Genomic DNA, 24,458 nt, shown 5'->3' with positions numbered 1-24,458 from the left:
CACAGCGGAGCACCGGCAACGTGCAGCGACCTCACCTGAACAGGTGAGTCGTTCACGTCGGGACGGCGGCGAGGCGGCGCCCTTGTGGCGATTCAGCCTTTACGCGTGTTCCAGGACCACCCTGGTCAGCTGCACCCGCGAGTTGACCCGGAGCTTGCCGAAGATCGAACGCAGGTGCGTGCCGACGGTGTTCGGCGAGAGGAAGAGCGCCTGTGCCACCGCACGGTTCGTACGCCCCTCGGCGATGAGCTGGGCGACCCGGCGTTCGGTCTCGGTCAGCGCCGGCCACCCCGAGCGCGGCCGTGACGCCGTGGTGAGCCAACGCCGCCGCCGTACGCCCGCGGTCTGAAGGCGGCGCTGCACCCGGCGGGCCTCACCGGTGGCGCCGAGACCGACGAAGGTGTCCCAGGCGAGATCGAGTTGCTCGACCGCAGCGTCTCGGTGACCGTGCGCGAGCAGGACCCGGCCGTGGTCCTCCACGGCCATGGCGCGACTCAGGGGACGCGGGCTGTCGCGCAGAAGCGTGGCGGCCCGGTCGAGGAGCTCCACGTCGTCGGCGACCAGACCCCGCGCGTGCGCCGCGGCGCCCTGGATGGTGGGCACCCCCGGGTTGCGCTCGGCGTACAGCTCGGCCAACCGAGCGGCCCGCCGGGCAAGATCGGGATCGTCGGCGTTCCTCGCGATCCGGACGATGATGGGCAGTTCCGCGTGATACCCGCTGTAGGTGTGACGGGTCAGTGCCGCCGGCGAGTCCGCCGCATCGGCGAGCAGATGTGCTGCACCCGCCGGGTTTCCCGAGGCGTCGAGATAGAGCGCCTCGGCAAGTGCGCCCTGCGCCGAACCCAACCGGACCTCCGACCTCCGCCACCGTCTGACCTCGTGCAGATGGCGGTCGGCCTGACGAAGATCGCCACGCAGCAGGGCGATGCGGGCGAGCAGGGAGTACGCCTGTACGCGATAGCTGTACTCCTGCAGGTCCTCGGCCAGTCCCACGATGGTGAGCGCTCCGGCTTCGGCCTCGTCCAGCCGCCCGGCCGCGAGGTCGAGTGCGGCCTGCCACCAGCCGAAGGCCGGCACCTCCCAGGCCCCGCCGTGCTCCTCGGCCTGGCGACGCGCGTCGGCGAGGCCCCAGCGCGCTTCTTCGTACCGGTCGAGGTGTCCCAGCGCCACCAGCTCCCCTGCCTGGGGAAGACCGCCGAGTAACGCCCGAACCTGCTGAAAGTGGTCCAGCGCCGCGGCGAACCGTCCATCGGTGGTCGCGGCATGTCCGAGCGCGCGCAGGGCGGTCGCCCGAGCGTCGCGGTGCCCGAGCTGTTCGGCTTCCATGAGGGCGGCGCTGCCGGCTTCCCTGGCACCCTCGGGATCGTCGCCGCGCGCCAGTGCGAGGGCGCGCTGGGCCAGCAGCAGCGCGTGCACCGGCGCCGACACCCCGTCGAGGCGAAGTGCCGCGTCGACGCGGGCGAGAAGTTCCTCGTCGACGCCGAGATCCCACAGCGGCCGGGCGAGTTGGGACTGGATACGTGCGGCCGTCTCGTTGTCCGGGGCGGAGCGGAGCAGCTCGTCGGCGGCGGAGATCGCATCCTGCACCCGCCGCGCGTGGACGAAGACGTCCACGACATCCTGGCCCACCTCCAGCTTCAGCGGATCCCGCGGATTGAGGAGTTTGTACGCACGGGTGATCAGGTTGACGGCGGTCGTGGGCGTCCGCGGCACGACGTCGGCCGCGGCATGCCTGAGCACCCCGGCCGCCTGCCGATCTCCCGCCGTTGCGCCCACCATGAGATGGTGCGCGGCCTCGACGGCGGAGCGTCCGGTCGCCAGCAGGTGCTCGGCCGCCGACCGGTGAAGGACACGGCGTGCCGACGGCGCCAGATCCTCATAGGCCGCCTCGCGGATCAGGTCGTGGCGGAACGCCACCTGGTGTCCGTCGTCGAGCAGGAGTCCGTCTCGTACCGAATCCTCGAGCTTGGGCAGGAGCGTGGTGGTCGGCTCGCGGAGCAGTGCCGCGGCATCCTCGACGTTGAACGTGTCGCCAAGGACCGAGCCCACACGGAGCAGCTCCCATGCGCCCGTACGCGATCCGTGCATTCGTCCCCGCAGCGCGTGACGGAGGCGGGTCGGCACCTTCTGACCGGTGGGCGCGAGATCCTCGCCATCGACCAGGGCCTCGTTCACCAGGCCTTCGACCAGCTCCACGGCCAGGAAGGGATTGCCGCCGGCTCCCTCGAGCAGGCGCGTCAGCCGCGGCCCAGGGTGCCGGTCGAGCCGGTCCTCGGCGAGAGCCAGCATCGCCTCGCGGGACAGCGGTCCGAGCTCGATGTGGCGTACGGGCACGTCGCGGCCCACTGCCGCGGCCAGGTCGCTCACTCCCGGACTGTCCGGACGAACCGTGAGGAGCCAGACGATCGGCGAGGTGGCCACGCGGCGCGGAAGGAGCCGCAGGGCGAAGAGCGTCAACGGATCCGCCCACTGCACATCGTCGACCGCGACGAGGAGCGGAGCGTCCTGGGAACGGTCCTCGAGGGTCGCCGCGAGCCGATCCACCAGCCACAGCTGCTGGTCGAACAGGGGCCCAAGGGCGGCGAAGTCGTCCGCCGAGAGCAGCGGCGGGCGGCTGGACCGCAGCGCGAGCAGCAAGGGCGCCATCGGCGAGATCTGGTCCAGTTCCTCGGCCTTCCCCGCCCCCACCACATATCCGGCGCGTTCAGCCTGGGCCACCATCGACTCCAGCAGGGCGGTCTTGCCCATGCCCGGCTCGCCACTGACGACGACGACCGCGCACTGTCGCGCTGCGGCGGCGTCGGCGAGTACCTGGTGAGCCGTGCCCACTTCTGCTGAACGTCCTCGCAGAAGGGTTCGGATCATGAGTAGTCCCCCGTACGGATCGAAGCTGGGCCGGAGTCGGATCGCAGGTGGGTCGAAGGCCGATCGTGGAGCGTGGCGTACCACCTGCCACCAGCGTTGCACGCGCCCCAAAATGTGTGCGCCGTGCGTGACTCCTGTCGCGGTGATGTATCGGCCGAGTTGGCCGATTTGGACTGGAGAAGCAGGATCTCGGGGTCCCCGGCTGAACTGTCCTTGACAGGCGGCTCCCCAGGCAGTGTCGTACCGCGCACGAACTGGTGGACTCATGCCCTGAGGAGGCACCGTGTTCCAGAACGCGTTCACTCGTCGCAATCTGCTCGGCCTCGCACTGATGTCAACGGGCGCGGTCGCGACCGCCTGCTCAGGAGACGGCTCCAACCGGGCACCGTCGGACGCCGCGCCGAGCCGGAAGATGCCCGGTGAGTTCCGCGAGTCCCCGATCCTGGCCCAGCAGGTGAAGTCGGGTGAGTTGCCCGCGCTGAAGGAGCGGCTGCCGAAGAAGCCGTACGTCGTGAATCCCGGCATCCTGGTGGACGACAAGTTCACGCGGATGCGGCCCGGGAAGTTCGGCGGGACCTTCCAGCTGGCCCAGGAGTCGCCGGCGGGCGATCCGATCATCTTCATCGGGATCAACGAGCCGCTGATCTGGGCGCCCAGCGGTCTGGACTTCGACGAGAAGCCGGGGATCCACGGGAACGTCGTCGAGGAATGGGAGGCCAACACCGACGACTCGGTCTACACCTTCCACCTGCGGCAGGGGTTGCGCTGGTCCGACGGTGAGCCGGTCACCATGGACGACGTGCGGTTTGCCTTCGAGGACGTGCTCCACAACGAGGACATCACGCCGATCTTCCCCGACTACCTGCAGGCGGGTAAGCGTGCGGACGCCGCGCCGGCGAAGCTCGAGGTGATCGACGACTGGACGTTCAGCCTCACGTTCGACAAGAGCTATGGCACCTTCCCCATGCAGTTGGCGATCTTCGGCTGGCGAGGGTACGGCGACATCATCAAGCCGCGGCACTATCTCGAACAGTTCCATGTGAAGTACGCGTCGAAGGCGAAGCTGGCCGCCCTGGTGAAGGACGCCTCACTTCCAGAGGGTGAATGGTTCAACCTGTTCAACGCCAAGCAGCTGACCAGCTGGCTGTGGAACGCCACGACCGAGCAGGGCCTTGGGCACCCGACACTGCTGCCGTGGGTGCTCAAGGAGGTCAACGGCGGAACCTTCAACTACGAGCGCAACCCGTACTACTTCAAGGTCGACGCCGAGGGCAACCAGCTGCCGTACATGGACGGCATCCGCTCGCAGGTCGTACAGAACAAGGAAACTCTGACCTCGCGCGCCCTCTTCGGCGAGTTCGACTACCTCGGTGAGCGGGCGACCTTCCGCAAGCTCGAGCTGTTCGCCGACAAGGCCGACAGCGGCGACATCAACATCCTCATCCCCAACCAGCACGTCATCCCGACGACGATCTTCCTGAACCTCACCCACACCGACAAGGTGTGGCGACAGGTCACCGGTGACGTGCGCTTCCGGCGTGCGCTGAGCCTTGCCATGAACCGCGAGGAGCTGATCGAGAACTTCTACCTGGGCGAGTTCGCCAAGCTTCCGGAGGAGACCAACTCCGGAGAGTTCAACCCGGCCGAGGCGAATCGGCTGCTCGACGAGATGGGGTTGGACCAGAAGGACAGCGAGGGTTGGCGCCTGGGGCCGGACGGCGAGCGGTTCCGCATCCCGTTCGAGGTGGCGGACTTGTCGGAGAACCACATCCCGCTGGCCGAACTCGTGGCCGAGTACTGGAAGGAGGTCGGGGTCTACACCACGCTCCGCAAGATCGACGCCACGGTGCTCGGTGAGCGGCAGGAGCTCAACGAGCTCAAGGCCACGGCCATCTGGGTGCACCATCCGATCTGGCGGTCGGCCGGGATGGACGACTACCTCCCGTTCAACAACTGGGGTCCGCAGTGGCAGCTGTGGCACGCCACCAAGGGTGAGGAGGGCGAGGAGCCTCCTGCCGAGGTGCGCGAGTTGTTCGAGATGCACACCGAGTTCACGTCGGCCCGGCTGGGCTCGCCGGAGAGTGATGCGGCGATCGACGGGATCATCAAGAGCATTCGCGACAACGTGTGGATGCTGAACCCGTTCGAGCAGGCGGACTGGCCGACGTTCTTCACCAAGCGGGTCAAGAACGTCGCGACAGGCGTGAAAAGGGACGTGTACGGCATCATCGTGACCTACAGCATGGAGCAGTGGTACCTAGATGACTAAGTCCAAGGGGAGTCGCCTGACTCGCAGCTCCCCGCATCCCGGCTGGCGGCGTTCTCGTCGATCGGCGCACAAACCCAGTGCGCCTTCCTCCTCGGCCTTGCCATCCGGGCGCGGATGAGCCGCTCGCTTCACCGGCGCCCCCTTGCACTTAGTCATCTCGACGGGGAGTAGGCGTTGTCTGTGGAAGCCACCCCGTCAGACGTCATCCGGGCCGAGAACGCCAAGCCTGGCACGACCGACTGGATTCTCACGAAGGTCACCCGCGACGCCGACGAACCGTACGCTGCCGGCTGGCGTGTCCGGACCGGAATCCAGGGGTACGTCTCGCGCCCCAGCGTCCGACCGGGGCAGACGTTGACGATCCACGTGAGTGCCGAGCCGGAGGACCGTTTCCAGCTCGACATCTTCCGCATGGGTTACTACGGCGGCACGGGTGGGCGGCTCGTCAGGAGGTTGAGCCCGCTCGACCTCGGGCACCGCATCGCCACACCGCAGCCCACGCCCGCCGACGGCCCGAACCACCTCGTCGAGTGCCGGTGGGAGGAGACCGTCCGCCTGGAGATTCCGCACGACTGGGTGAGTGGTGTCTACCTCGGCAAGTTGCGCACCTGGCGAAACTCCGAGTCCGAGGCGTACATCATCTTCGTCGTGCGTGACGACCGTCCGGCGGACGTGATGTTCCAGGTCTCCGACTTCACCTGGACCGCCTACAACCGTTGGCCGCAGTGGCGATCGTTGTACGACACGCCGACCAGCCCGTGGGACCCCGGGAGCGAGGAGGCGTATGACGCCGGCTTCTTTCGGCCGTACGCGGTGTACTGGAACGGCATCCCGGCCGGTTTCGAACCGTTGACCAACGGGTCGGGGGAGTTCTTGATGACGGAGTTCCCACTGGCGTACTGGCTGGAGAAGGAAGGCTACGACCTCACCTACGTCTCCAACCTCGACACCCACGAGGACGGCGCGGGACTGCTGCGGAGCAAGGCGTTCCTCTCGGTGGGACACGACGAGTACTGGACGCGGGAGATGTTCGGCAACGTCACCGCGGCGAGGGACGCCGGTGTCGGTCTTGCGTTCCTGTCCGGTAACTCGGTCTCAGGTCGGATCGAGCTGCTGCCCGGTGCCGATGGCCGTTCCCCTCGTGGAATGACGTTGGTCGACCGCGGATTCGACGAGGCCGAGCTGATGGGGTCGACGTCGCGCGGTGTCGGGCTGGCCGACTGGACCTGTGTCGCCCCGGACCACTGGGTGTTCGACGGCACGGGGATGAAGCACGGCGACAGCATTCCCCACCTCGTGGGATGGGAGTACCACGGTCATCCGGTCGCCACGGGACACGACTCGATTGTGGTCCTCGCCGAGGGCCAGGTGACGAGCGACGTCGGGGAGCCGAGCGATCGCCGTTATGCCGCGACTCTCTACACCGCGGCGAAGGGCAACTACGTGTTCAACGCCGCGACGTGCTGGTGGTGCAAGCTGCTCTCGGCCCCTCCGGCGGCCATGAATCCGCCGTACCTCGACTTCGGCGACGGTGACGACCGGGTCCGGCGGATCACCAGGAACGTCCTCGGCCGGATGATCCAGGCCGAGATTCCGCGCTGAGGGGCCCGGTCATCGTGGTCCCGGGCTGAACGCCTCACCGGCGCAGGGCGACGTAGCCGTAGGCCGCGCCGAGAACGAGGAGCGGTACGCCGAGCAGGAAGGGCGCGCGGAGTCCCAGCGCGTTCGCGGCGAGGCCACCAAGAAGAGCGCCGAGTGGCGAGGCGCTGAGGATGGCCGTCTGGTTCGCGCTGGTGACCCGGCCGAGGAGGTCGGAGGGGCTCAGTTTCTGTCGCAGCGTGGTCGTGACGACGTTCCAGACGCCGAACGCGAAGCTGCTCACGGCCAGCATCAGCACGGTGAGGATGGTGTGCGAGGTGAGCCCGAGGACGGCCTGCGCGGCCGCGGCCGACAGGAGCAGGCTGGCGAGCAACACACCGGTCGAGCCGACGGTGCGGGAGATCCGCGCCGCGCTGAATCCGCCGGCCAGTCCGCCGATGGCGCCGATGCCGAGAAGGACACCGTACGCGCTCGCGGGCAGGTGCAGGATGTCTCGTACGTACAAGACCATCAGGGCGAACCACGCGCTGTCGGTGAGTAGGAAGACGACGCTGAGGACCGTGACGGCTCGCAGCCTCCGGTGGCGTGCCAGCCAGCGTGCGCCGTCGGTGATGTCGCGCCAGAGCCGTCGCGGGCGAGCGCCGACGGATTCCACGGTGGCGTCGCGGAACACGCTCGGCAGGGAGAAGACGAGGGCCGCCGCAAGCGCCGCGGTGCCGGCGTTGACCGCGAACGGGATCGCCGCGACCAGCCCGAACAGGTAGCCGCCGAGCGGCGGTCCGATCAGCTCCGACCCGGCGGAGCCCGCTGTGACAAGTCGGGAGTTGGCCCGGTCCAGCTGTTGATGATCGACGAGCTTCGGCGTCATCGTCGTCACGGCGGTGCTGCCCAGCGTCCCGCACGTGCCGCAGGCGAAGGCGATCGACAACAGGAGCGGCAGGCTGGCCCGGTCCAGGGCGACCATGGCGGCAAGGATCGCCACCAGCAGGGCGTTCGCGACGCCGGCCCAGGCCGCGAGGCGCCGGGAGTCGACGCGGTCGACGATGGCGCCGGCAGGCAGGCCGAACACCAACCAGGGCAGCTCCACGGCCGCCGCCGCGGCCGCGACCATGGCGGGGCTCGAGGTGAGTGAGGCCGCCAGAAGTGGGAGGGCCGCACCGTGGATCCCACCTCCGAACTGCGACAGCGTCGACGCGGACCACAGCCGGCCGAACTGCTTCCCGAGCCCCCGCGTCGATCCCATCCCCTGCCTCCCGGTAGCCGTTCTGTCGTGGCCCTTGTGTCGGCTCGCCACTTGCCTTGCTTGGCCGACACTGTTTGGCCGACGCTGCTCGGCCGATACTGCGGAATATCGGAAGTAACCTACCTGCTGACTTCTGATATCGGAAGCCTCCGGGAGGCTAGAATCGCCAGCGGAGCTCGAGGGCGAGAGGTGGTCGATCGCAGGTGGCGCTGATCAGCGCGGACCAGGCGCACGCCGCTCTCGAGTCCTACGACGCGCACCTCACGGCCACCGGTCTCGCCGACCAGTCCCGCCGGGCCTACCGGTCCCGGGTCGCGGGCTACCTGTCCTGGCTGTCCGGCGGCGACGTCGGTGGTTCCGATCTCGGCGGCGGCGACCCCTTGGCCGACCGGCAGGCCCGCGACCGCGCCGTGCGGGAGTACCGCGCCTGGGTGACGGGCGAACGCCGCGCTCGCCCCTCCACTGTCAATGCGATGTTGACAGCGGTGGACCACTTCTACAGCCACCTGGGGCTCGGCCCGGCGGAGGTCGTGCGGGAGGAGCTGCCGGATCCCGCACCACGCATCCTGGACGAGGACCAGCAGCGCAGGTTCCTCGACGCCGTTGCCGAGCGGGAGTCGGTGCGCGACCGGGCCATCGCGTACGCCCTCTTCTACACCGGCGTACGCGTGGCCGAACTCGTCTCGCTCGACCTTCCCGACGTGGTGGTCGGCCGGCAGAAGTCCCGCCTCGTCGTGCGCAGTTCCGCTGGTAGCAGCCTTCGCGAGGTCCCGCTGCGGGCCGAGCCGGTCGAAGTGCTGCGGGGATGGATCCGCGAACGGCGTACGTGGCGAGGTGCCGACCACCTCCAGGCGTTCTTCCTCAACCGCCGCGGCGGTCGGTTGACCTCCCGATCCGTCGACGACCTGGTCCTACGCCTCGGCCGCGAAGCGGGCATCGCCGGGGACGCCGACGCGCCACCGGTCACGCCACACGTCCTCCGGCACACGTTCGGGGCCCGGCTGCTCCGCGGCGGCGCCTCGCTCGTCGCCGTCGCCGAGTTGATGGGCCACAAGCGGCTCGACACGACGCGTCGCTACACCCCACCCGACGCCGCGGGTCGGGAGCACGCCATCGGCCTGCTCCTTGCCGGGCACTGAGCGCTACCCGCCTCTACACCTCAGGAGGCGCGGCCCGCAGGCGGAGATTGCGGGCGATCTGTGCGTCGATCTGTTCCGCGCCGATCGTGGCGACCATCGACTCGACGGTCGTGGTGTCGTCCTCGGACCAGAACAGGCCGATGTCCTCGCGCTCGTCGTAGTGGAACCCCACCCGGTCGCCGAACCTCTCCCGGAGTGCGTTGCCCTCTCGCAGGGCGGGCGACCAGCCGAGGACGGCGTGGCTGAGGTCGAGCCGGTGGACCAGCACGGTGCCGTGGTCGTGGATCCGGGCGGCGACGAGACCGGTCGGTTCGTACACCGTGGCGTTGTCGCGTGGGGTGCTCGACACCACGAAGTACCGGTGCCGAGCCGCGTGCGCGGCCGCGCGGACCGTGGCGGGTGAGGCGCTGGGGAACGCGACGATCTCCGCCCCTGCGGCGCCGAGTGCGGCCCAGCCGTCGTCGTAGACCACGTCCCAGCAGATCTGGACGCCCAGTACCCCGAAGTCGCACGCGAAGACCGGGAAGTCGGCGCCAGGTGTCACTCCGCCCTCGTCGTCGGGACAGCCGACGACACTGACTGGATGCGCCTTCCGGTAGATCCCCGCGACCTCGCCGCGCCGGTCGAGGAGCACGGCGGCATTGGCGTACGACGGACCGGCCGGGCCGTCCTCGGCCAGGTCCAGCGGGAGCAGGAGGTAGGTCTGGTGCCGACGGGCGAGGCCGCGGAACCGGTCGACGGCGGGATCGTCGAGCCGGACGGACCGGTCCGACGCCTGGTCGGCGTTCGGTGTGAGGACGGCCTCCGGGAGGACGGCGAGGTCGAGGCCGCGTTCCGGCCACGCCTCAATCGCGCGGGCGGCCATCTCGTCCACCAGCGCCGCAAGCTCCTCCGCCCGGCCTGCGAGGCCGGGATAGGGGGCCGCCGCTCCGAAGACGGTCGTCCCGACGACCACCTTGCGCGGAAGGTCGCCCGCCGTCGACCGGCGCCCGGCGCTCACGCGTCGGACCGTGCCGGCGCGTCGGCGCCTACCGGTGCGAGGTCCGCCAGTCGTGCCGCTCGGTCGGGCAGGGTCGGGAACGGCCGGGAGGGAAGGGACTGGTACCAGTACGCCACGCTGCAGTAGTCGTCGGAGAGGTCGAACATGCCGCGCGGGTCACCGTCGGGCGCCCCCGCCGCCCGGTAGCCGGTGAAGTCGTCCCCGAAGTGTTCCCTTGCCTTCTCGTAGTCTCCGTACCCGATCTGTTGGATCGTCACCGCGAGGCGCTGCCGGAAGTGGATCGGGTCGGCGACGTGCAGGCGGTAGATCGAGTAGAGACCGGTGTCGCCGTCGACCAGGGGTGCACCTTGGTACGGCGTGGAGACCCTCCCGAGGCCCCACGCCGAGCCCATGTAGTCCTCGGCGCCGGTGCCGCAGATCGTGGGGTGCTCGCGGTCGTCGTCGAGGAAGAACTTCACCTCGCCCTCGCCCCACCAGCAGTCCCGGTAGATGCTGCGGACGCCGAGAACCGTGCCGAGGTAGACGCCGCGCCCCTCCACGCCGTCGAGGATCACGAAGTCCTGGTGCAGCGGGCACGGGTTGCTCCGCCTGAACTGCGCGTGGAACGCCCCCGCGGTCTCGTCCAGGTCGTCGCCGACGGTGAAGTCGACCTGGTAGAAGAACATCGGGACGTCGGAGCCGGACTCGTTCTCCACCGTGATGCGCGCGTGCTCGCGGAACGGCATCGGGATCCAGCAGTTGAAGCCCTTGCCGCCCTGCATGGACAGCAGGGTCGAACCCATTTCGACCTGCCGGCCGTGTGCCACCCCGAAGAAGTCGCCGAGCGGCACCTCGACACTGGGGTGTGCCTGCCCGTCCCAGTACATCCGCAGGATGGTGTTGCGCAGGTGGTCGACGTTGCCGGGTGGGATCGTGCACCAGATGTGGCGGACGACGCCCGGCCCGGTGTGGTCGAGCAGGGTCGCCGTCGCTCCCCGCGCCAGCGGGGACAGGCAGGGTGACCCCTTCCGCCCGCCGCCCGCCTGGCCGCCGGCGCCCGGAGCGGCGGTCCGGTTCTCCGCCGTCGCCGCCCGGCTCCGCAGATCCTTCAGTTCGTACAGCATGGACGGTTCCATGTCCCTTCGTGGCCGAGACTTCCCGCAGATGAACGCTACGCGAGATCCTGCTGCGGTTCCGCGCGAGTCTTGTCGCCGTAGTGTCGAGTTCCAGGTCCTCACCGGGTCCATCCGAAACCCCCCTCAGACAAGGCGGTTCACCCCTCATGAAGATCACCAGGGTCGAGACGTTCCTCGTACCTCCGCGCTGGTTGTTCCTGCGGGTGGAGACCGACGACGGCGTCGTCGGATGGGGCGAGCCCGTCCTCGAAGGTCGGGCCGAGACCGTACGCACGGCCGTGCACCAGCTGGCGGAACTCCTGGTCGGTGCCGATCCGCTACGTACGGAAGACCACTGGCAGGTGTTGTCGAAAGGTGGCTTCTATCGCGGTGGCCCGGTCCTGTCGAGTGCGCTCGCGGGTGTCGATCAGGCGCTGTGGGACATCGCCGGCAAGGTGCGTGGCGCGCCGGTGCACGAGCTGCTCGGTGGGCCGGTCCGCGACCGCGTACGCGTGTACGGCTGGATCGCCGGTGCAGACCCCGAAGCGATCGCCGAACGTGCAGCGGCCGCTGCCGAGGCGGGCCTCACGGCCGTCAAGATGCTCGGCGCACCACACACTCTCGGTGCGGTGGACACCCCGCGCCAGACCCGTCTCATCGTGGCGCGGGTCGCGGCGGTTCGCGAGGCGCTCGGGGACGACCGCGACCTGGCTGTCGACTTCCACGGCCGGTTCTCCCCGGCAATGGCGCGCAGGGTCCTCACCCGTCTGGAGCCCTACGACCCGTTGTTCGTCGAGGAACCGGTGCTGCCCGAGCACGGTCAGGTGTTGCCACGGATCGTGGCGGGCACGGTCATTCCCCTCGCGACCGGCGAACGGCTGTTTTCCCGCGCGGAGTTCCTGCCGGTGCTCGAGGCCGGCATCACCGTGGTGCAGCCCGATCTCTCGCACGCGGGCGGCATCTCGGAGGTACGCCGCATCGCCAGTCTCGCGGAGATCTTCGGCGCCACCCTTGCCCCGCACTGTCCGCTCGGACCGATCGCCCTGGCGTCCTCACTCCAGGTCGACTTCGCGACGCCGAACTTCCTGATCCAGGAGCAGGCCCTCGGGATCGAACACGACGGCGGAAGTGAACTCCTGGCGGACTTCGTCGACTGCGAGGTCTTCCGGCTGGTCGACGGGCACATCCCCAGGCCGACCGCTCCTGGACTGGGCATCGAGGTGGACGAGGAAGCCGTGCGCCGCGCGGACAGGGAGGGCCACAGGTACCGGATCACTCCCTGGCGCCACCCGGACGGTTCGTTCGCCGAGCTCTGAGTCTCGTTTGCCGCGCTCTGGGTCTCGTTGGCTGAGCGCTGGGTCTCGTTGGCCGAGCGCTGGGTCGGGCGGCGATCAGGATCCGGTGGGAACCCGGCTACGCGGGGTGGAACCGCTGCTTCCCAACGCCGCGAGCTGACGCTGGATGAACGCCTCCGCCCGATCCTGCTCGAGATCCGGGTCGCAGAACTCCTCGCGCAGGCGTTCGGTCAACGTACGCACCACATCCGGCGCGTCCGTGGCGAGGTTCCGCAACTCGAACGGATCGTCGTCGAGGTCGAACAACTGGTGCGGTGCCCTGGCGTTGTGGAGGAACTTCCAACGCCCCTGACGGATCATGAAGGAGCTGCCCCGGGTGCCGTGCCCGTGGTACTCGGCGAAGACCGCCCGGTCCGGATCGTCCGGATGCACCTGCTGCAAGGGGGTTCCCGAGAGGTCCGGCGGTCGCGATGCCCCGACCGCGGCGAAGGCGGCGGCGTTGAGGTCCAGCTGGGACACGGGAGTGCGCACGCGTACGCCCGACGGGAAACCGGGTCCGGCGACGACCAGTGGCACGCGTACTGAGTCGTCGTACATGCTGCACTTCCACCACATGCCGAACAACCCGAGCATCTCGCCGTGGTCGGAGGTGAACGCCACGACGGTGCGGTCGAGCTGGCCGGTGCGTTCGAGTGTGTCGAGGAGAATCCCCAGCTGCCGGTCGACCCAGGTGACCCGTCCGTAGTAGGCGCGGCGGTGCGCCCGCGTCGCCTCCTCGGTGAACACGTCCGTGCCGAAGTGCTTCCGCAGGTCTTCGGCGTACGGATGCTGGGCGGGCGTGGCCGTCACGTCGTACTCCGGCAGGTCGTCATGACCAGCGTAGAGATCCCACAGCTCCTGGGTGACGCGGTGCGGGAAGTGCGGCGCGATCAGGTTGACCTCCATCGTCCACGGCTTGCCGAGGTCGGTGGACCGGTCGAGGAAGTCGAGCGCGTCTGCCATCCGTCGGTTGTCGGCGCGGAACGGGTCGTCGACGACGCCGACGCCACGCGCGCGCTGGCGTGCATCGCCCCGCAGGGCAAGGGGTTCGCGGCTGATCTCACCGTCGCCGTCGGCACGGTAGTCGGCGCCGAGCATCTCGCTGAACCCGAGCTCGTGCGGCGGGCGGTAGGCGTCGACCTTGCCGGCGTGGACGGTGTGCACGCCGGCTTCGTCGAGCAGCCGCCCGTAGGACGGGTAGTTGGGTCGGTCGATGACCATCGAGTTGTTGTAGGCCTGGATCTCGTGCACCGGCCGACCCGAGATGAACGACGACCGCGACGGACAGCACAGCGGAGACGGGCAGTAGGCGTTCTCGAAGACCACCCCACGCGCCGCCAACCGGTCCAGGTTCGGCGTCTGGACGAACGGATGCCCCGCGGTGGAAGCGATTCTGGGACCGTGCTCGTCGTCCTTGAGGATGAGCACGTTCGTTCCCGTCATGTGGTCAGGCACCTCCGCTGTGCCCACTGTGGGATGGGCCCACTGTGGGATGAGCTCACTGTGGGATGGGCTCACTGTTTGACGGCTCCCGCGACGCCCTCGACGAAGTAGCGCTGCAGGAAGAGGAACAGCACGATGATAGGCAGCAGGCTGATCGTGGCGGCGGCGGCCATGCCGCTCCAGTCGGTGAAGTACTCACCCTGGAAGGAGTAGATTCCCACCGACAAGGTACGCAGCTCCGGCTGGTTGAGGGTGAGCACCAGGGGGAGCAGGAAGTCGTTCCACGAGTGCATGAACTGCAGGATGACCGCGGTCGCGACCACCGGCTTGGCCAGTGGAAGGTAGACCTGCCAGAAGATCCGGAAGAAACCGGCGCCGTCCATCATCGCGGCCTCCTCGAGCTCTTTCGGCAGCTGACTGAAGAAGCCGGCGAAGAGCAGCGTCGCGACCACGTGTGCCCCGCCCGCTTCGGCCAGCGTGATGCCCCAGAGCGAGTCCTGCAAACCTAGTTTGTTGATCAGGTCGAAGACCGGAATGATCGTGTAACCCTCTGGCAGGAAGATGGCGGCCGCGAGCAGGCCGATGACGACTTTCTTGCCAGGAAAGCGGTAGCGCCCCAGCACATAGCCCATCATCGAGACGGCAAGCACGGAGATGATGATGGACATGACCGTCACGAAGACCGTGTTGAAGAAGTAGTCCCCGATGTGGGCGTCATTCCACGCACGGACATAGTTGTCGAGCCGGATCGCCTTGGGAAACAGGCTCAGTCCGGCGAAGATCTCGGCGTTGGTCTTGATCGACGAGGAAACCATCCACAGGAACGGATAGATCCAGACGAAGCAGACCGCGAACAGCACCGCGGAGATGAGGGTCGTGCGAAGCCAGGTGGTCATGCGCCCGCGGGTCCGCCTCGGGCGCGGCGTGGTCGGCGCACGCTGGCCGGCCTGGCTGTCGAGGGTCACCATGTGTCCTCCTCTCACCCGCCGCCCACCAGTTGGGATCTGGCCTGCGCGGCCCTGCGGGCGACGTAGACCTGGAGGATTGCGATCAGCATGACGACGACGCCGAAGAGACAGCCGGCTGCTGAGGCGTAACCCAACCGGGGCACGCCGCCGGCCTGGTCGGCGGCGAAGGCGGTCTGGTAGATGTAGACCTCGATCACCTGCGTCGAGAAGTACGGCCCGCCCTTGGTCATCGCCTGCACGATCGCGAAGACATGCAACGTGGCGTTGGCGGTGAGCAGGGTGATGATCGCGGCGAAGGGCAGCAGCACCGGAACGGTGATGTAACGCACCAGTTGGAACCTGCTGGCACCGTCGACCTTCGCCGCCTCGTAGTAGATCTTCGGCACGGTCTGCAGCGCGGCCAGCCAGTAGATCATCGTGATACCGAAGTTCTTCCAGACCTCCACGGCCATGACCGACCACAACGCGGTGTCGGGGTTGCCGAGGAAGTCGACGGGTGCTGGCACGATCCCGAGTCCGGTCAGCGCCTGGTTCATCGGACCCTGGAAGGGGCTCAGCACGAACGTCATCACGATGCCGACGATCGCTGCCGTGGTGATGACGGGCAGGAAGAAGAACGTACGAAAGACCGGAGCGAGCCTGAGCATCTGGTTGTTGAGCAGGATGGCGACGAGAAGCGACAACACCAGCCGGACCGGAACCGCGACCAGGACGAAGAGGAACGAACGGCCGAACGCGTCCCAGAACAGCGGGTCGTCGACCAGTTCGCGGTAGTTGTCGAGTCCGACGAAGGTCTTGTCCGCGGTGAACCCGGTCCAGTTCAGGAACGAGAAGTACCACGACATCACCATCGGATAGAACGTGAACATCCCCGCCAGCACCAGCGACGGGACCATGAACAGATAACACCAACGGGACTTGAGGATCTGCTGCCAGGTCCCGCTCGAGCTGCCGCGTCCCGCGCGGGCGAGCTCACGGGTGTCGCGTGTGACCGCCATCGCTGACCTCCGGGCAGGAGCTGGCGGGTCGCGCACGCCGCACGTCGCTCACGCCAACTCGTCGTACATCTCGGGGGTGTAGTCCTTCGTGGGGTCCCAGTTGGGGAACACCCAGTCGTCGCGGGAGACTTCCGCACCCTTGGCCTGCGCGGCCTCGATCGCGTCGTCGAGTGCCTGGTTGCTGCGGTCGTACAGGTCGCGCAAGGCCGCCTTGACGTCATCGACCTGGCCGCTGAAGATGCCCTGGGCGATGTCGACCAACGCTGGTTGCACCGGCTTCTGTTCCAGGATCACCTGGACGGTGTCGGGGTTGCGTACCGCCACCATCGGGGCGGCGTGGAGCAGCCGGTTGGCGACATCCCAACCTGCCTTGGCGCGGCCGGTGAGCAGGTTGGTCTGCCGGGCCCGCTCGTTGGCCTCCGGCATCAACGAGCTCAGGTTGCCCTCGGACGCGGTGACGATGTTCGTCTGACCCTCGAGGCTGCCCATGTAGGAGAACAGGTCGCCCGCGATCTCCTTGTGCTTGCCGTCGGCGAACACGAACGCCTGGTTGGAGCCGACCTCCTGATACGACGCCGGCGCCCACTCGCCCGCGGTGGGGCTCGGCGGCATCGCGACACCGAAGTCGTAGTCAGGGTTGATCGCCGGCCACTCCGGGATGTCCCACGGACCGTCGAAGATCATGCCCGCGACCCGCTGGGGCATCCGCGCGCGTGAGTCGGCGTCGGCCAGGCTGAGGAAGCCGGGGAAGATGCTGCCGTCGGACTTGATCGCCAAGAGGAGTTCGAAGGCGTCGAGCAACTCCGGTGCCGTGAAGGTGAACTCGCCGGTCTTCCAGTCGATCCCCGAACCCGCATCGCCGCGGAGCCCGGCCAACTCGGCCAGGCGGGTCGCGACACCGCTGATCGCCGTACCGGCGAGCATCAGACCGTAGTAGTCGCCTCCGCCCTGCTGGGTGACCTTCTTCGCCGCCGCGCGGAAGTCGTCCCAGCTGAGTGGCTGGCTCTCCGGGTCGTAGCCGGCCTGGTCGAGATACTCCCGGTCGTACATCAGCAGGTGTCCCCAGCGCTTGCTCGAGGTTACCGGCCAGGCGTAGGTGCGGTCGTTGAAGATGTGCACGCCCGAGATGAAGGCGTTGTCCGGGAATCCCTTCTTCCAGGTCTCGAAGTCCGGGATGAGGTCGTCGATGGGGGCGACCCATCCTTCGTTCACCATCACCTGCACGGGAACGTTGTTCGGCTGCGCGAACACGTCGGGTGCGGTGCCGTTGCGGACGCCGAGTGGCACCACCTCGTTGATCCGCTCCCAGGGTGAGTCCTGGTAGTCGATCGTGATGTTGGTGTGCTTCTTCTCGTACGCCCGGAACAGCGGCTCTTCGAACATCGCCTTCAGGTCACCGCTGTCCATCCACTGGAACGTGACCTCGCCGGTCGGCAGCTTCGCACCGCTGTCGGGGATGTTGTACCTTCGCGCCGGCTTCTTGCGTTGCGGGCCGCCGCCGGCATTCGGATCGGTGACGACCTCGCACCCCATCAGGCCGATTCCCAGGCCTGCACCACCCAGGGCGACGAGCACGTCCCGCCGCGAGAGTCTGCCACCGATCGGTAGTCCGTTCCTGCCCATCGCCCACTCCTGGTCCTACGAGCCACCGTGCCCGGCGGCTGGAACGATCGAGATATCCGGCGAGTCTGACATCGCATGGTTATACGATTAACTTCACGTTTCGCTGGGTAGGTTGCTCCGATCCGTGGGACCTGTCAAGGCCTCGACCGGACCATCGCCGGGCCGTCGCGTGACCACACCTGGACAGGCGCCCGGCCGCTCAGTCCAGGGCCGTGAGCAGGGTCTGGCACGTTTGGCGGATCGCGTCGCGGTCGACGGCGATGCGCCGGTCGTCCTGGACGGTGACCATTCCGGCCCGCCGCAGTGCGGTGACCTGTCGCGAGATCGTGCTCTGGTGCACCTCCAGCGTGTCGGCGAGCTGCTGCATGGTGAGTGGCCCGTTGTCGAGCAGGTGCAGGGTGATGGCCAGCCGGGTCCGGTCGCCGAGTGCATGCATGGTCGGCGCCAACGCGGCCAGCCGGCCGACGGAGATGCCGGTCCGTTCGCCTCCGTTCGTACGCACGGTCGTACCAGCGGATCGACCCGACGATGTGGTGGTCGCCGACCAGGGCGGTTCGCGGTGTGGGGTGAAGAGCACCCACGTGGTCTGGTCGGCGAAGAGCGACAGGCTCCGGCCCAGGCCGGGTGAGGGCATCACGACCAGCTCGGTCGCGGCCTCGGCGGCGGCGGCGTACTGCTCGTCGGGCCGCAGTCCGGTGACCATGCTGATCCACTGCGCGCCGCCGCAGCCCGGCGGCGGGGAGGGTGTCGACGCGACCGCCGTACGCATGGCGTCGAGTGACTCGCGCCAGACCCGGTCGAGCCAGCCGTCCCAGATGACGTCGAGCAGGTTGAGCAGAGCAGATCGAAACGTCGTGGCGTCGAGCAACTCGTTCGCTCGCTCGGCGGCGTTCGGAACATTCCACGCGCGAAGGACCTCGGCAGCGTCCCGGCGCATCGCCGGCGAGGGCGCAGACAGGAAGGTGATTCTCGCCGCCGTCGGCGCCGGATCGCGCGGTGGTTTGCCGTAGTGCATCACCGAGTCCACGCCCCAGTCGATCAGGCCGAGCACGAACTCGTCCGGCCAATCGGCGATCCAGCGTCGCAGCGACGGCCAGTCTGTGTGCCCGGCGTGCTCGGCAGGAAGGTGGTGGAGGAGAACCGCGCGCAGGACGGCGCCGTGCGCCAGCGCCGCCCGGACCGGCCAGCTCTCCTCGACGGTGTCGGCCGGCACCTGCTCCGCCAGGGCCTGCAACTCCGGCGTGGGCATGGCTTTCCAGGCCAGCGCGTAGTCGACCAGCAGCATCGCGGTCGGCATGGTCGCGGCGAGGGTCGGTTCCGCGACCCGCAGTAGTGGAGCTGGCCGCGCATCGGCGAGGTCTGGCACCGGTCCGCTCATGTGCCTATTATGCGCATTGCGCAACTCGCACGCCACGGTGGCGTCGGCGTACGGCGAAAGGAGGCCGCAGTGGGCACTCTGGCGTTCGACGGACTGGTGATCTTCTGCGCCGACCTGGAGAGATCGGCGCAGTTCTACGAAGACGCGCTCGGGCTGAAGCGGCAGTCCTCCGAAGGCGACATCGCCCTGCACCTGCCCACCAAGGGCGATCCCGAGGGTGCGTGGCTGCTCCTGCACCAGCGCCACGACCTGTCGCCGCCGCACTACCTTGGCTACTTCGCTGTCGACGACGTGGACGGCATCGTCGAGCGTCTGAGGTCGGCCGGGTACCGGATCAGCACCGAGCCGAACGACCAGCCGTGGGGCGTCCGGGAGGCCGGGGTTCTCGACCCCGACGGTTACGGCCTGACGCTGAGCGCGCCGCTGCCACCGTCGGGTTCCTGAGGTGGCGGTCGCGGCTCAGCCGACCGGCGCGGTCCCGGCCTCGTGGTGGGCTCGGCTCCGTGACTCGGCCGAGTGTCAGCTGCTCTTCCGCGCCATCTGGCAGGCGGACCGCCGGCTGGCCGCCGCGTGGTGGGCGCTGATCGTCGTCCGCGCGGCACTGCCCCCGGCGCTGGCGGTCTCCATCGGCTGGCTGGTCGGATCGGTCGCCGGCGCCCGATCGATCGAGGGAAGCAGCTCACTGGGGCTGCCGCTGGCGGCGGTGGGCGCGCTCTTCGCGCTGCTGCAGGTTCTCGGTCCGTTGCACACCGAACTCGCGACCAACCTGGGGGACCGGACCGCCGCCGCACTCCAGGACCGCCTGGCGACCGCGGCGGTGAGTCCGGTCGGCATCGCGCACCTGGAGGACCCCGACCTGGCGAGTGACTTCAGCCTCGCCCGTGACTTCGACCTGGGAATCACCTCGCCCGCGCTGCGCGTCTGCATGGGTTACATCGGGTCAGGATTCGTCAGCTTCGGCGCCGGCATCGTCTCGGCGCTCGTCCTGTGTGGGTTCCGCTGGTGGGCCGGCCTGGTTTTGCTCGTCGTCTGGCTTTCACCGCACATCCTGCTGCGCGACAGTTTGGCGTGGAACGACTGGCGCTCCGACGAGGTGAGGGAGCACCAGCGGCACGCCGACTACGCGTACCGGATGGCGGTGGACTCCCCGGCGGCCAAGGAAATAAGGCTGTTCGGGCTGGCCGAATGGACGGCGACCCGGTTCACCGACCGGCGCAAGGCACTGCTCGAGATCTCGCTGCAGGCCACGCGCCTCAAGGAGCGTTCGGTCAGCCTCACACTGCTCGTTCTCATGATCGGCAACGGCATCGTCGCGTGGGCGCTGGCGCGGGCCGCGTCGAGCGGTGACCTCAGCCTGTCGCGGCTTATTGCGTACGCGGGAACGGCGATCGGGGTCAGCGCCCTGGCCACGCTGGAGTTCGACTGGTGGCTCGCGGACGGGTCACGCCCGGTGCCGGTCGTCGCCGGGCTGGAGCCGGCCATGCGTGAGGTTGGCGACCTGCCGGCCGGAACCGCTTCCGCACAAGGGCTGCCGGCCCGACAGATCCGGTTCGACGACGTGTCGTTCGCCTACCGGGCGGACTCCCGGCCGATCCTCGACGGTCTCGACCTGACGATCGAGGCCGGGACGTCGCTCGCGATCGTCGGCCAGAACGGTGCGGGCAAGACCACGCTCGTGAAGTTGCTCGCCCGCCTCTACGACCCGACGTCAGGAACGGTGAGCGCCGACGGCATCGACCTGCGGACGTTCGCGCCCGACTCGTGGCGGGCCCAGATCGCCGCGGCGTTCCAGGACTTCGTGCGCTACCAGCTCACGCTGCGCGAGAACGTCGCACCATCTGGCGCCCCGGATGAGGTCGTACGCACGGCCTTGGCGCAGGCTGGCGCGGCGGACCTGGCCGAGCTCGACACCGTCCTGTCGAAGCAGTTCGCCGAAGGCACCGACCTCTCCGGCGGTCAGTGGCAGCGGGTCGCACTCGCCCGCGCGCTCGCCGCCGTGGCGCAGGGAGCCCAGGTGGTGATCCTGGACGAGCCGACCGCGCAGCTCGACGTACGCGGTGAGGCGGAGGTCTTCGACCGCATCCTGGTGGCCACCCGAGGACTGACGACGATCCTCGTCTCCCACCGGTTCTCGACCGTGCGCCACGCCGACCGCATCTGCGTGCTCGAAGGCGGTCGCGTCGTCGAGTTGGGCTCACATGAGGAGCTGATGGCCGCCGGCGGGCGGTACCGGACGATGTTCGACCTGCAGGCGGCCCGCTTCGCCGAGGGGGAGGACGCGTGACCGCCACCACCGAGCCGCAGGCGCTCCCGCGCACGCTGCCGACGCTGTGGCGTTCGATGCGTCTGGCGTACGAAGCCGAACCGAAGCTGATCGCACTGTCGTTCGGGATGGCGCTGCTGGAAGCGGTACCGGACAGCCTGTTCGCGGTCTGGCTGCTGTTGCTCGCCGATGGATTCTCGCAGGGTAGCCAGGGCAAGATCCTTGCCGGCTGCGTCGGCTTGGCCGCATCGGGCGTCGGGTCGTGGGCGTTGCAGACGCTGGCGGGCCGCATCCAACGGACGTTCCGGATGAGGGTCGGCGCGACACTCGAGGGCCACGTCGCGAAGCTGCAGGCGCAGGTCCCGACCATCGAGCACCAGGAGCGGCCGGACTATCTCGACCGGCTCTCGGTGTTGAAGGAGCAGGCCTGGCAGCTCGACCACATGTTCCTCGCGCTGTTCAGCATGCTCGGTGCCGCCTTACGCCTCGCGATCACGCTGGGCCTGGTGATGTCGGTCCATCCGGCCATGGTGGTGCTGCTGGCGTTCGCCCTCCCGACGGTGTGGGTGTCCGCCCGCCGATCCGCGGTGTCCCAGCGGGTGTACGAAGACGTGGCGCCGTACGAACGCCGGCACCGGCATCTCTTCACACTCGGCACGACCCAGGCGCCAGGCAAGGAGGTCCGCCTATCCCGGATCGGCCCCGACCTGGTGCGCCGGCGTCGCGAGGCGTGGGAGTCGTGGTACGCCCCGCTTGCCCGCACCCGTTGGCACACCGCGTGGTGGCAGGCCGCCAGTTGGTGCCTCTTCGCCGCCGCGCTCGTCGGTGCCGTGGTGGCGACCGCGACCGTCCTGTCCGGAACCGCCGGGGAGGTCCTGCTGGTGGTGACCGCGGGGAGCCGGCTCTCCCAGTACGTCGCGATGACGGCCGGCCAAGCCGACTTCGTACGCATGTGGCTGGACGCGTCGCAGCGACTGGTCTGGCTCGAGTCCTATGCGAACGAGCATCGCGACACCGCGGACGGCGTGGTACCGGATCGGCTTTCCGACGGCATCGTCCTCGACCACGTGTCTTTCCGCTATCCCGGCACGGACCGGTGGGCGTTGGAGGACGTCAGCGTCACGTTGCCGGCGGGTTCGGTGATCGCTGTCGTGGGCGACAACGGAGCGGGCAAGTCGACGCTGATGAAGCTACTGTCGCGGTTCTACGAACCCGCGAGCGGTCGTATCACCGTCGACGGTGTCGACCTGGCGCGGCTGCCCGCCTCGGAATGGCGAGCGCGGATGGCCGGCGCCTACCAGGACTTCTTCACCTTCGAGTTTCCTGCCAGCCACTCGATCGGTGTGGGTGATCTCCCCCGCGTGGACGACCGTCCGGCGGTGAAGGACGCCGTACACCGTGCCGGAGCGGACGACGTCGTTGCCCGCCTACGGGACGGTCTCGACACCCAGCTCGGACCCACCTGGGACGACGGCGTCGACCTTTCGTTCGGGCAGTGGCAGAAGGTCGCGCTGGCGCGCGGCTTCATGCGGGACGGCACCCTGCTCCAGGTGCTCGACGAGCCCACGGCCGCGCTCGACGCGGAGACCGAGCACGCGCTCTTCGAGAGCTTCTCCCAGCAGGCGCGCGGCGGAGCTGGCGCCGGCCGGATCACGATCCTGGTCTCGCACCGGTTCTCGACCGTACGGATGGCCGACCTCATCCTTGTCCTGCAGGGATCCCGACTCGTCGAGGTCGGATCTCACGAGGACCTGATGGCCGCTGGCGGTACGTACGCCGAGCTCTACGGCATCCAGGCCAAGGCGTACCGCTGACGCTTGCGCCAACGCCCGCACGACCCTTCGCCCGACCGAGAGGTGCGTCCGGCGTTGTCGGTCAGAGGCCGAGCTGCCTGCGCCCCACAGCGCTCAGGTCGTCGACAGTCGGACGTCCGGTCCAGCTGACCTCGTAGTCCTCGGCGGCGAAGTCGGACGGACTCTTACCGGCAAGGAAGTCCTGGCCGCACCGGGTGGCGTACTCCAGGTTCTTCCGGCACCACGGCGAGGCGGGGACGTACATGACGTTTCCCCACCCCTTCTGGTCCTGGACGGGACCGACGGCGTGGATCATGTCACCGTGCCACCAGACGGTGTCGCCCGGCCGCACGGCCGGGATGGGCGTCAAGGCTGGCAGGAGAACCGCGTGGTACTGCTCGGTGATCGGCAGTGCCTGCCCGTTGACAGCGCCGCAGAGGTCGTCGTCGGCGATGTCGTCCTGGAGCGCGCGGAGGAGGAGGTAGACCATCGCGTGGGGGATCGGAACGACGTGCAGCACGCCTTCGCTGGGCTCCATGTCGGCCAGGGCGGTCCAACCCTGGAAGGTACGGAAGGCCGAGCACATGACGGTGGAGGGAAACTCGTTCACCTCGGTGCGATAGGCGCCGTCCCAGGGATCATAGGAGCGCCAGTCGCCGTCGAAGACGTGCCGGAAGACGTTCTGGTAGGCGGGGAGCAACCAGCGTTCGACGGAACCGGAGTCGGTGTGGGGTGAGAGCCCATCGGACGTGGTGCCGGGTGGTCGGCGACGCACCCGGTCGGGGTAGGCCGTGTCCAGGTGGGGATCGAACCACACGCGTCCTTCGGACTCGTGCTTCCAGAAGCCGTTGAGGAAACTCCGGGTGGCGACCATGTGCGGGTCCTCGCGCGCCTCCATCTGCGGCCTGGACCAGTAGATCGGAAAGATCGGCGGCACTCCCGCGGCCAGGCCGCCGAACACGCCGTCGTCGATCCAGCGGTAGGTCTCGGCGAAGTTGTTGGCCTCGACGTAGTCGACCAGCTGCTGGTCCCACGCCTCGGCACGCTCCCGTTCGAACGTCCCGCGCACCACCGCGCAGCCTCGTCTGCGTACGGCTGTGATGGTGTCGGCGGGGACGGACTGGTGGGCGATGTCGGCGAATTGAACGACCGGCCACACCTCCTCGCCGACATCGCGCGCGGCGGCCACGGCTGCCACCTCCGTCCGCATGGCGTCCTCGACCTCGCGGAAAACCCTTGCGTAGTCGCCGATCCTGCGCCGCAGGTCCGCTTTCGTACGCGCGATCGCGGCAGGTATGTCGGCCGGCACGTGCGTGGTCCCGGGGGTCGTCTTCGTGGTGGTCATGGTCGGCTCCCACCTCCTTGCCGAGTTGGTCTTGCCGAGTTGGTGAGGTTGGTAAGGTTGGTTTACTAACTCTGCTGAGGTTAACCGTGACGGATCGGCTCCCG

17 protein-coding genes are annotated in these 24,458 nt (G+C 68.6%); 7 read left to right on the top strand and 10 right to left on the bottom strand.

Features of this window, described 5'->3' with window-relative positions; all coding sequences use genetic code 11:
• Nucleotides 1–99 precede the first annotated feature (99 nt).
• Entirely contained in the window at nucleotides 100–2,865 is a 2,766-nt protein-coding gene (locus tag ABNF93_RS16190; RefSeq protein ID WP_349328895.1) for a helix-turn-helix transcriptional regulator, read from the bottom strand.
• A gap of 283 nt (nucleotides 2,866–3,148) precedes the next feature.
• Here ABNF93_RS16190 and ABNF93_RS16185 point away from each other — a divergent pair, with 283 nt between their 5' ends.
• Together ABNF93_RS16185 and ABNF93_RS16180 are read left to right on the top strand one after the other, a co-directional pair.
• Nucleotides 3,149–5,134 (top strand): ABC transporter substrate-binding protein, encoded by a 1,986-nt coding sequence (locus ABNF93_RS16185; RefSeq protein WP_349328894.1) that lies wholly within the window; start codon nucleotides 3,149–3,151, stop codon nucleotides 5,132–5,134.
• 180 nt (nucleotides 5,135–5,314) lie between these two features.
• The gene (locus ABNF93_RS16180; RefSeq protein ID WP_349329021.1) at nucleotides 5,315–6,736 is read left to right on the top strand and encodes a N,N-dimethylformamidase beta subunit family domain-containing protein; all 1,422 of its coding nucleotides are present in this window, start codon (nucleotides 5,315–5,317) and stop codon (nucleotides 6,734–6,736) included.
• A 34-nt stretch (nucleotides 6,737–6,770) separates the two neighbouring features.
• On the opposite strand, the gene ABNF93_RS16175 is transcribed toward ABNF93_RS16180, so the two are convergent.
• Entirely contained in the window at nucleotides 6,771–7,976 is a 1,206-nt protein-coding gene (locus ABNF93_RS16175; protein WP_349328893.1) for an MFS transporter, read from the bottom strand.
• Between the two features lie 203 nt (nucleotides 7,977–8,179).
• Between ABNF93_RS16175 and ABNF93_RS16170 the strand changes: the two genes are divergently transcribed.
• Nucleotides 8,180–9,115, top strand: a complete 936-nt coding sequence (locus tag ABNF93_RS16170) for a tyrosine-type recombinase/integrase (RefSeq protein WP_349328892.1) — start codon at nucleotides 8,180–8,182, stop codon at nucleotides 9,113–9,115.
• A gap of 13 nt (nucleotides 9,116–9,128) precedes the next feature.
• Here the strand turns inward: ABNF93_RS16170 and ABNF93_RS16165 are convergent, their stop codons facing one another.
• Nucleotides 9,129–10,115 carry a carbon-nitrogen hydrolase family protein gene (locus ABNF93_RS16165; protein WP_349328891.1) on the bottom strand — a complete coding sequence of 329 codons (987 nt, stop codon included), beginning with the start codon at nucleotides 10,113–10,115 and terminating at the stop codon, nucleotides 9,129–9,131.
• Nucleotides 10,112–11,218: a glycoside hydrolase family 172 protein gene (locus tag ABNF93_RS16160; RefSeq protein ID WP_349328890.1), complete on the bottom strand. Its 1,107-nt coding sequence runs from the start codon at nucleotides 11,216–11,218 to the stop codon at nucleotides 10,112–10,114. Before ABNF93_RS16160 ends, ABNF93_RS16165 begins: the two co-directional genes overlap by 4 nt.
• Nucleotides 11,219–11,376: 158 nt before the next feature.
• Between ABNF93_RS16160 and dgoD the strand changes: the two genes are divergently transcribed.
• The gene (gene dgoD, locus ABNF93_RS16155; protein ID WP_349328889.1) at nucleotides 11,377–12,525 is read left to right on the top strand and encodes a galactonate dehydratase; all 1,149 of its coding nucleotides are present in this window, start codon (nucleotides 11,377–11,379) and stop codon (nucleotides 12,523–12,525) included.
• Between the two features lie 75 nt (nucleotides 12,526–12,600).
• Here dgoD and ABNF93_RS16150 read toward each other — a convergent pair whose 3' ends face one another.
• From ABNF93_RS16150 to ABNF93_RS16130, 5 genes are all read right to left on the bottom strand, one after another.
• Nucleotides 12,601–13,986 (bottom strand): sulfatase family protein, encoded by a 1,386-nt coding sequence (locus ABNF93_RS16150; RefSeq protein ID WP_349328888.1) that lies wholly within the window; start codon nucleotides 13,984–13,986, stop codon nucleotides 12,601–12,603.
• A 71-nt stretch (nucleotides 13,987–14,057) separates the two neighbouring features.
• Nucleotides 14,058–14,954 (bottom strand): carbohydrate ABC transporter permease, encoded by an 897-nt coding sequence (locus tag ABNF93_RS16145; protein WP_349328887.1) that lies wholly within the window; start codon nucleotides 14,952–14,954, stop codon nucleotides 14,058–14,060.
• An 11-nt stretch (nucleotides 14,955–14,965) separates the two neighbouring features.
• Nucleotides 14,966–15,952, bottom strand: a complete 987-nt coding sequence (locus ABNF93_RS16140; RefSeq protein WP_349328886.1) for a carbohydrate ABC transporter permease — start codon at nucleotides 15,950–15,952, stop codon at nucleotides 14,966–14,968.
• A gap of 48 nt (nucleotides 15,953–16,000) precedes the next feature.
• Nucleotides 16,001–17,575 carry an ABC transporter substrate-binding protein gene (locus tag ABNF93_RS16135; protein ID WP_349328885.1) on the bottom strand — a complete coding sequence of 525 codons (1,575 nt, stop codon included), beginning with the start codon at nucleotides 17,573–17,575 and terminating at the stop codon, nucleotides 16,001–16,003.
• Between the two features lie 199 nt (nucleotides 17,576–17,774).
• Nucleotides 17,775–18,953 carry an ArsR/SmtB family transcription factor gene (locus ABNF93_RS16130; protein WP_349328884.1) on the bottom strand — a complete coding sequence of 393 codons (1,179 nt, stop codon included), beginning with the start codon at nucleotides 18,951–18,953 and terminating at the stop codon, nucleotides 17,775–17,777.
• A gap of 69 nt (nucleotides 18,954–19,022) precedes the next feature.
• Between ABNF93_RS16130 and ABNF93_RS16125 the strand changes: the two genes are divergently transcribed.
• The 3 genes from ABNF93_RS16125 to ABNF93_RS16115 are packed head-to-tail and all read left to right on the top strand — an operon-like array spanning nucleotide 19,023 to nucleotide 23,030.
• A complete protein-coding gene (locus ABNF93_RS16125; RefSeq protein ID WP_349328883.1) occupies nucleotides 19,023–19,397 on the top strand; it encodes a VOC family protein in 375 nt (124 codons plus the stop codon).
• A 1-nt stretch (nucleotide 19,398) separates the two neighbouring features.
• The gene (locus ABNF93_RS16120; RefSeq protein ID WP_349328882.1) at nucleotides 19,399–21,237 is read left to right on the top strand and encodes an ABC transporter ATP-binding protein; all 1,839 of its coding nucleotides are present in this window, start codon (nucleotides 19,399–19,401) and stop codon (nucleotides 21,235–21,237) included.
• Nucleotides 21,234–23,030 carry an ABC transporter ATP-binding protein gene (locus ABNF93_RS16115; protein WP_349328881.1) on the top strand — a complete coding sequence of 599 codons (1,797 nt, stop codon included), beginning with the start codon at nucleotides 21,234–21,236 and terminating at the stop codon, nucleotides 23,028–23,030. Before ABNF93_RS16120 ends, ABNF93_RS16115 begins: the two co-directional genes overlap by 4 nt.
• Before the next feature lie 61 nt (nucleotides 23,031–23,091).
• On the opposite strand, the gene ABNF93_RS16110 is transcribed toward ABNF93_RS16115, so the two are convergent.
• On the bottom strand, nucleotides 23,092–24,354 hold the full coding sequence (locus tag ABNF93_RS16110) for a YbiU family protein (protein WP_349328880.1): 1,263 nt from the start codon (nucleotides 24,352–24,354) through the stop codon (nucleotides 23,092–23,094).
• Between the last annotated feature and the right edge of the window lie 104 nt (nucleotides 24,355–24,458).

The organism is Actinopolymorpha sp. B9G3 (assembly GCF_040120725.1).
In the GTDB taxonomy this organism is placed as follows: domain Bacteria; phylum Actinomycetota; class Actinomycetes; order Propionibacteriales; family Actinopolymorphaceae; genus Thermasporomyces.
The sequence above is the reverse complement of the archived record's forward strand: the minus strand, read 5'-3'. Positions and strand labels throughout refer to the sequence as shown.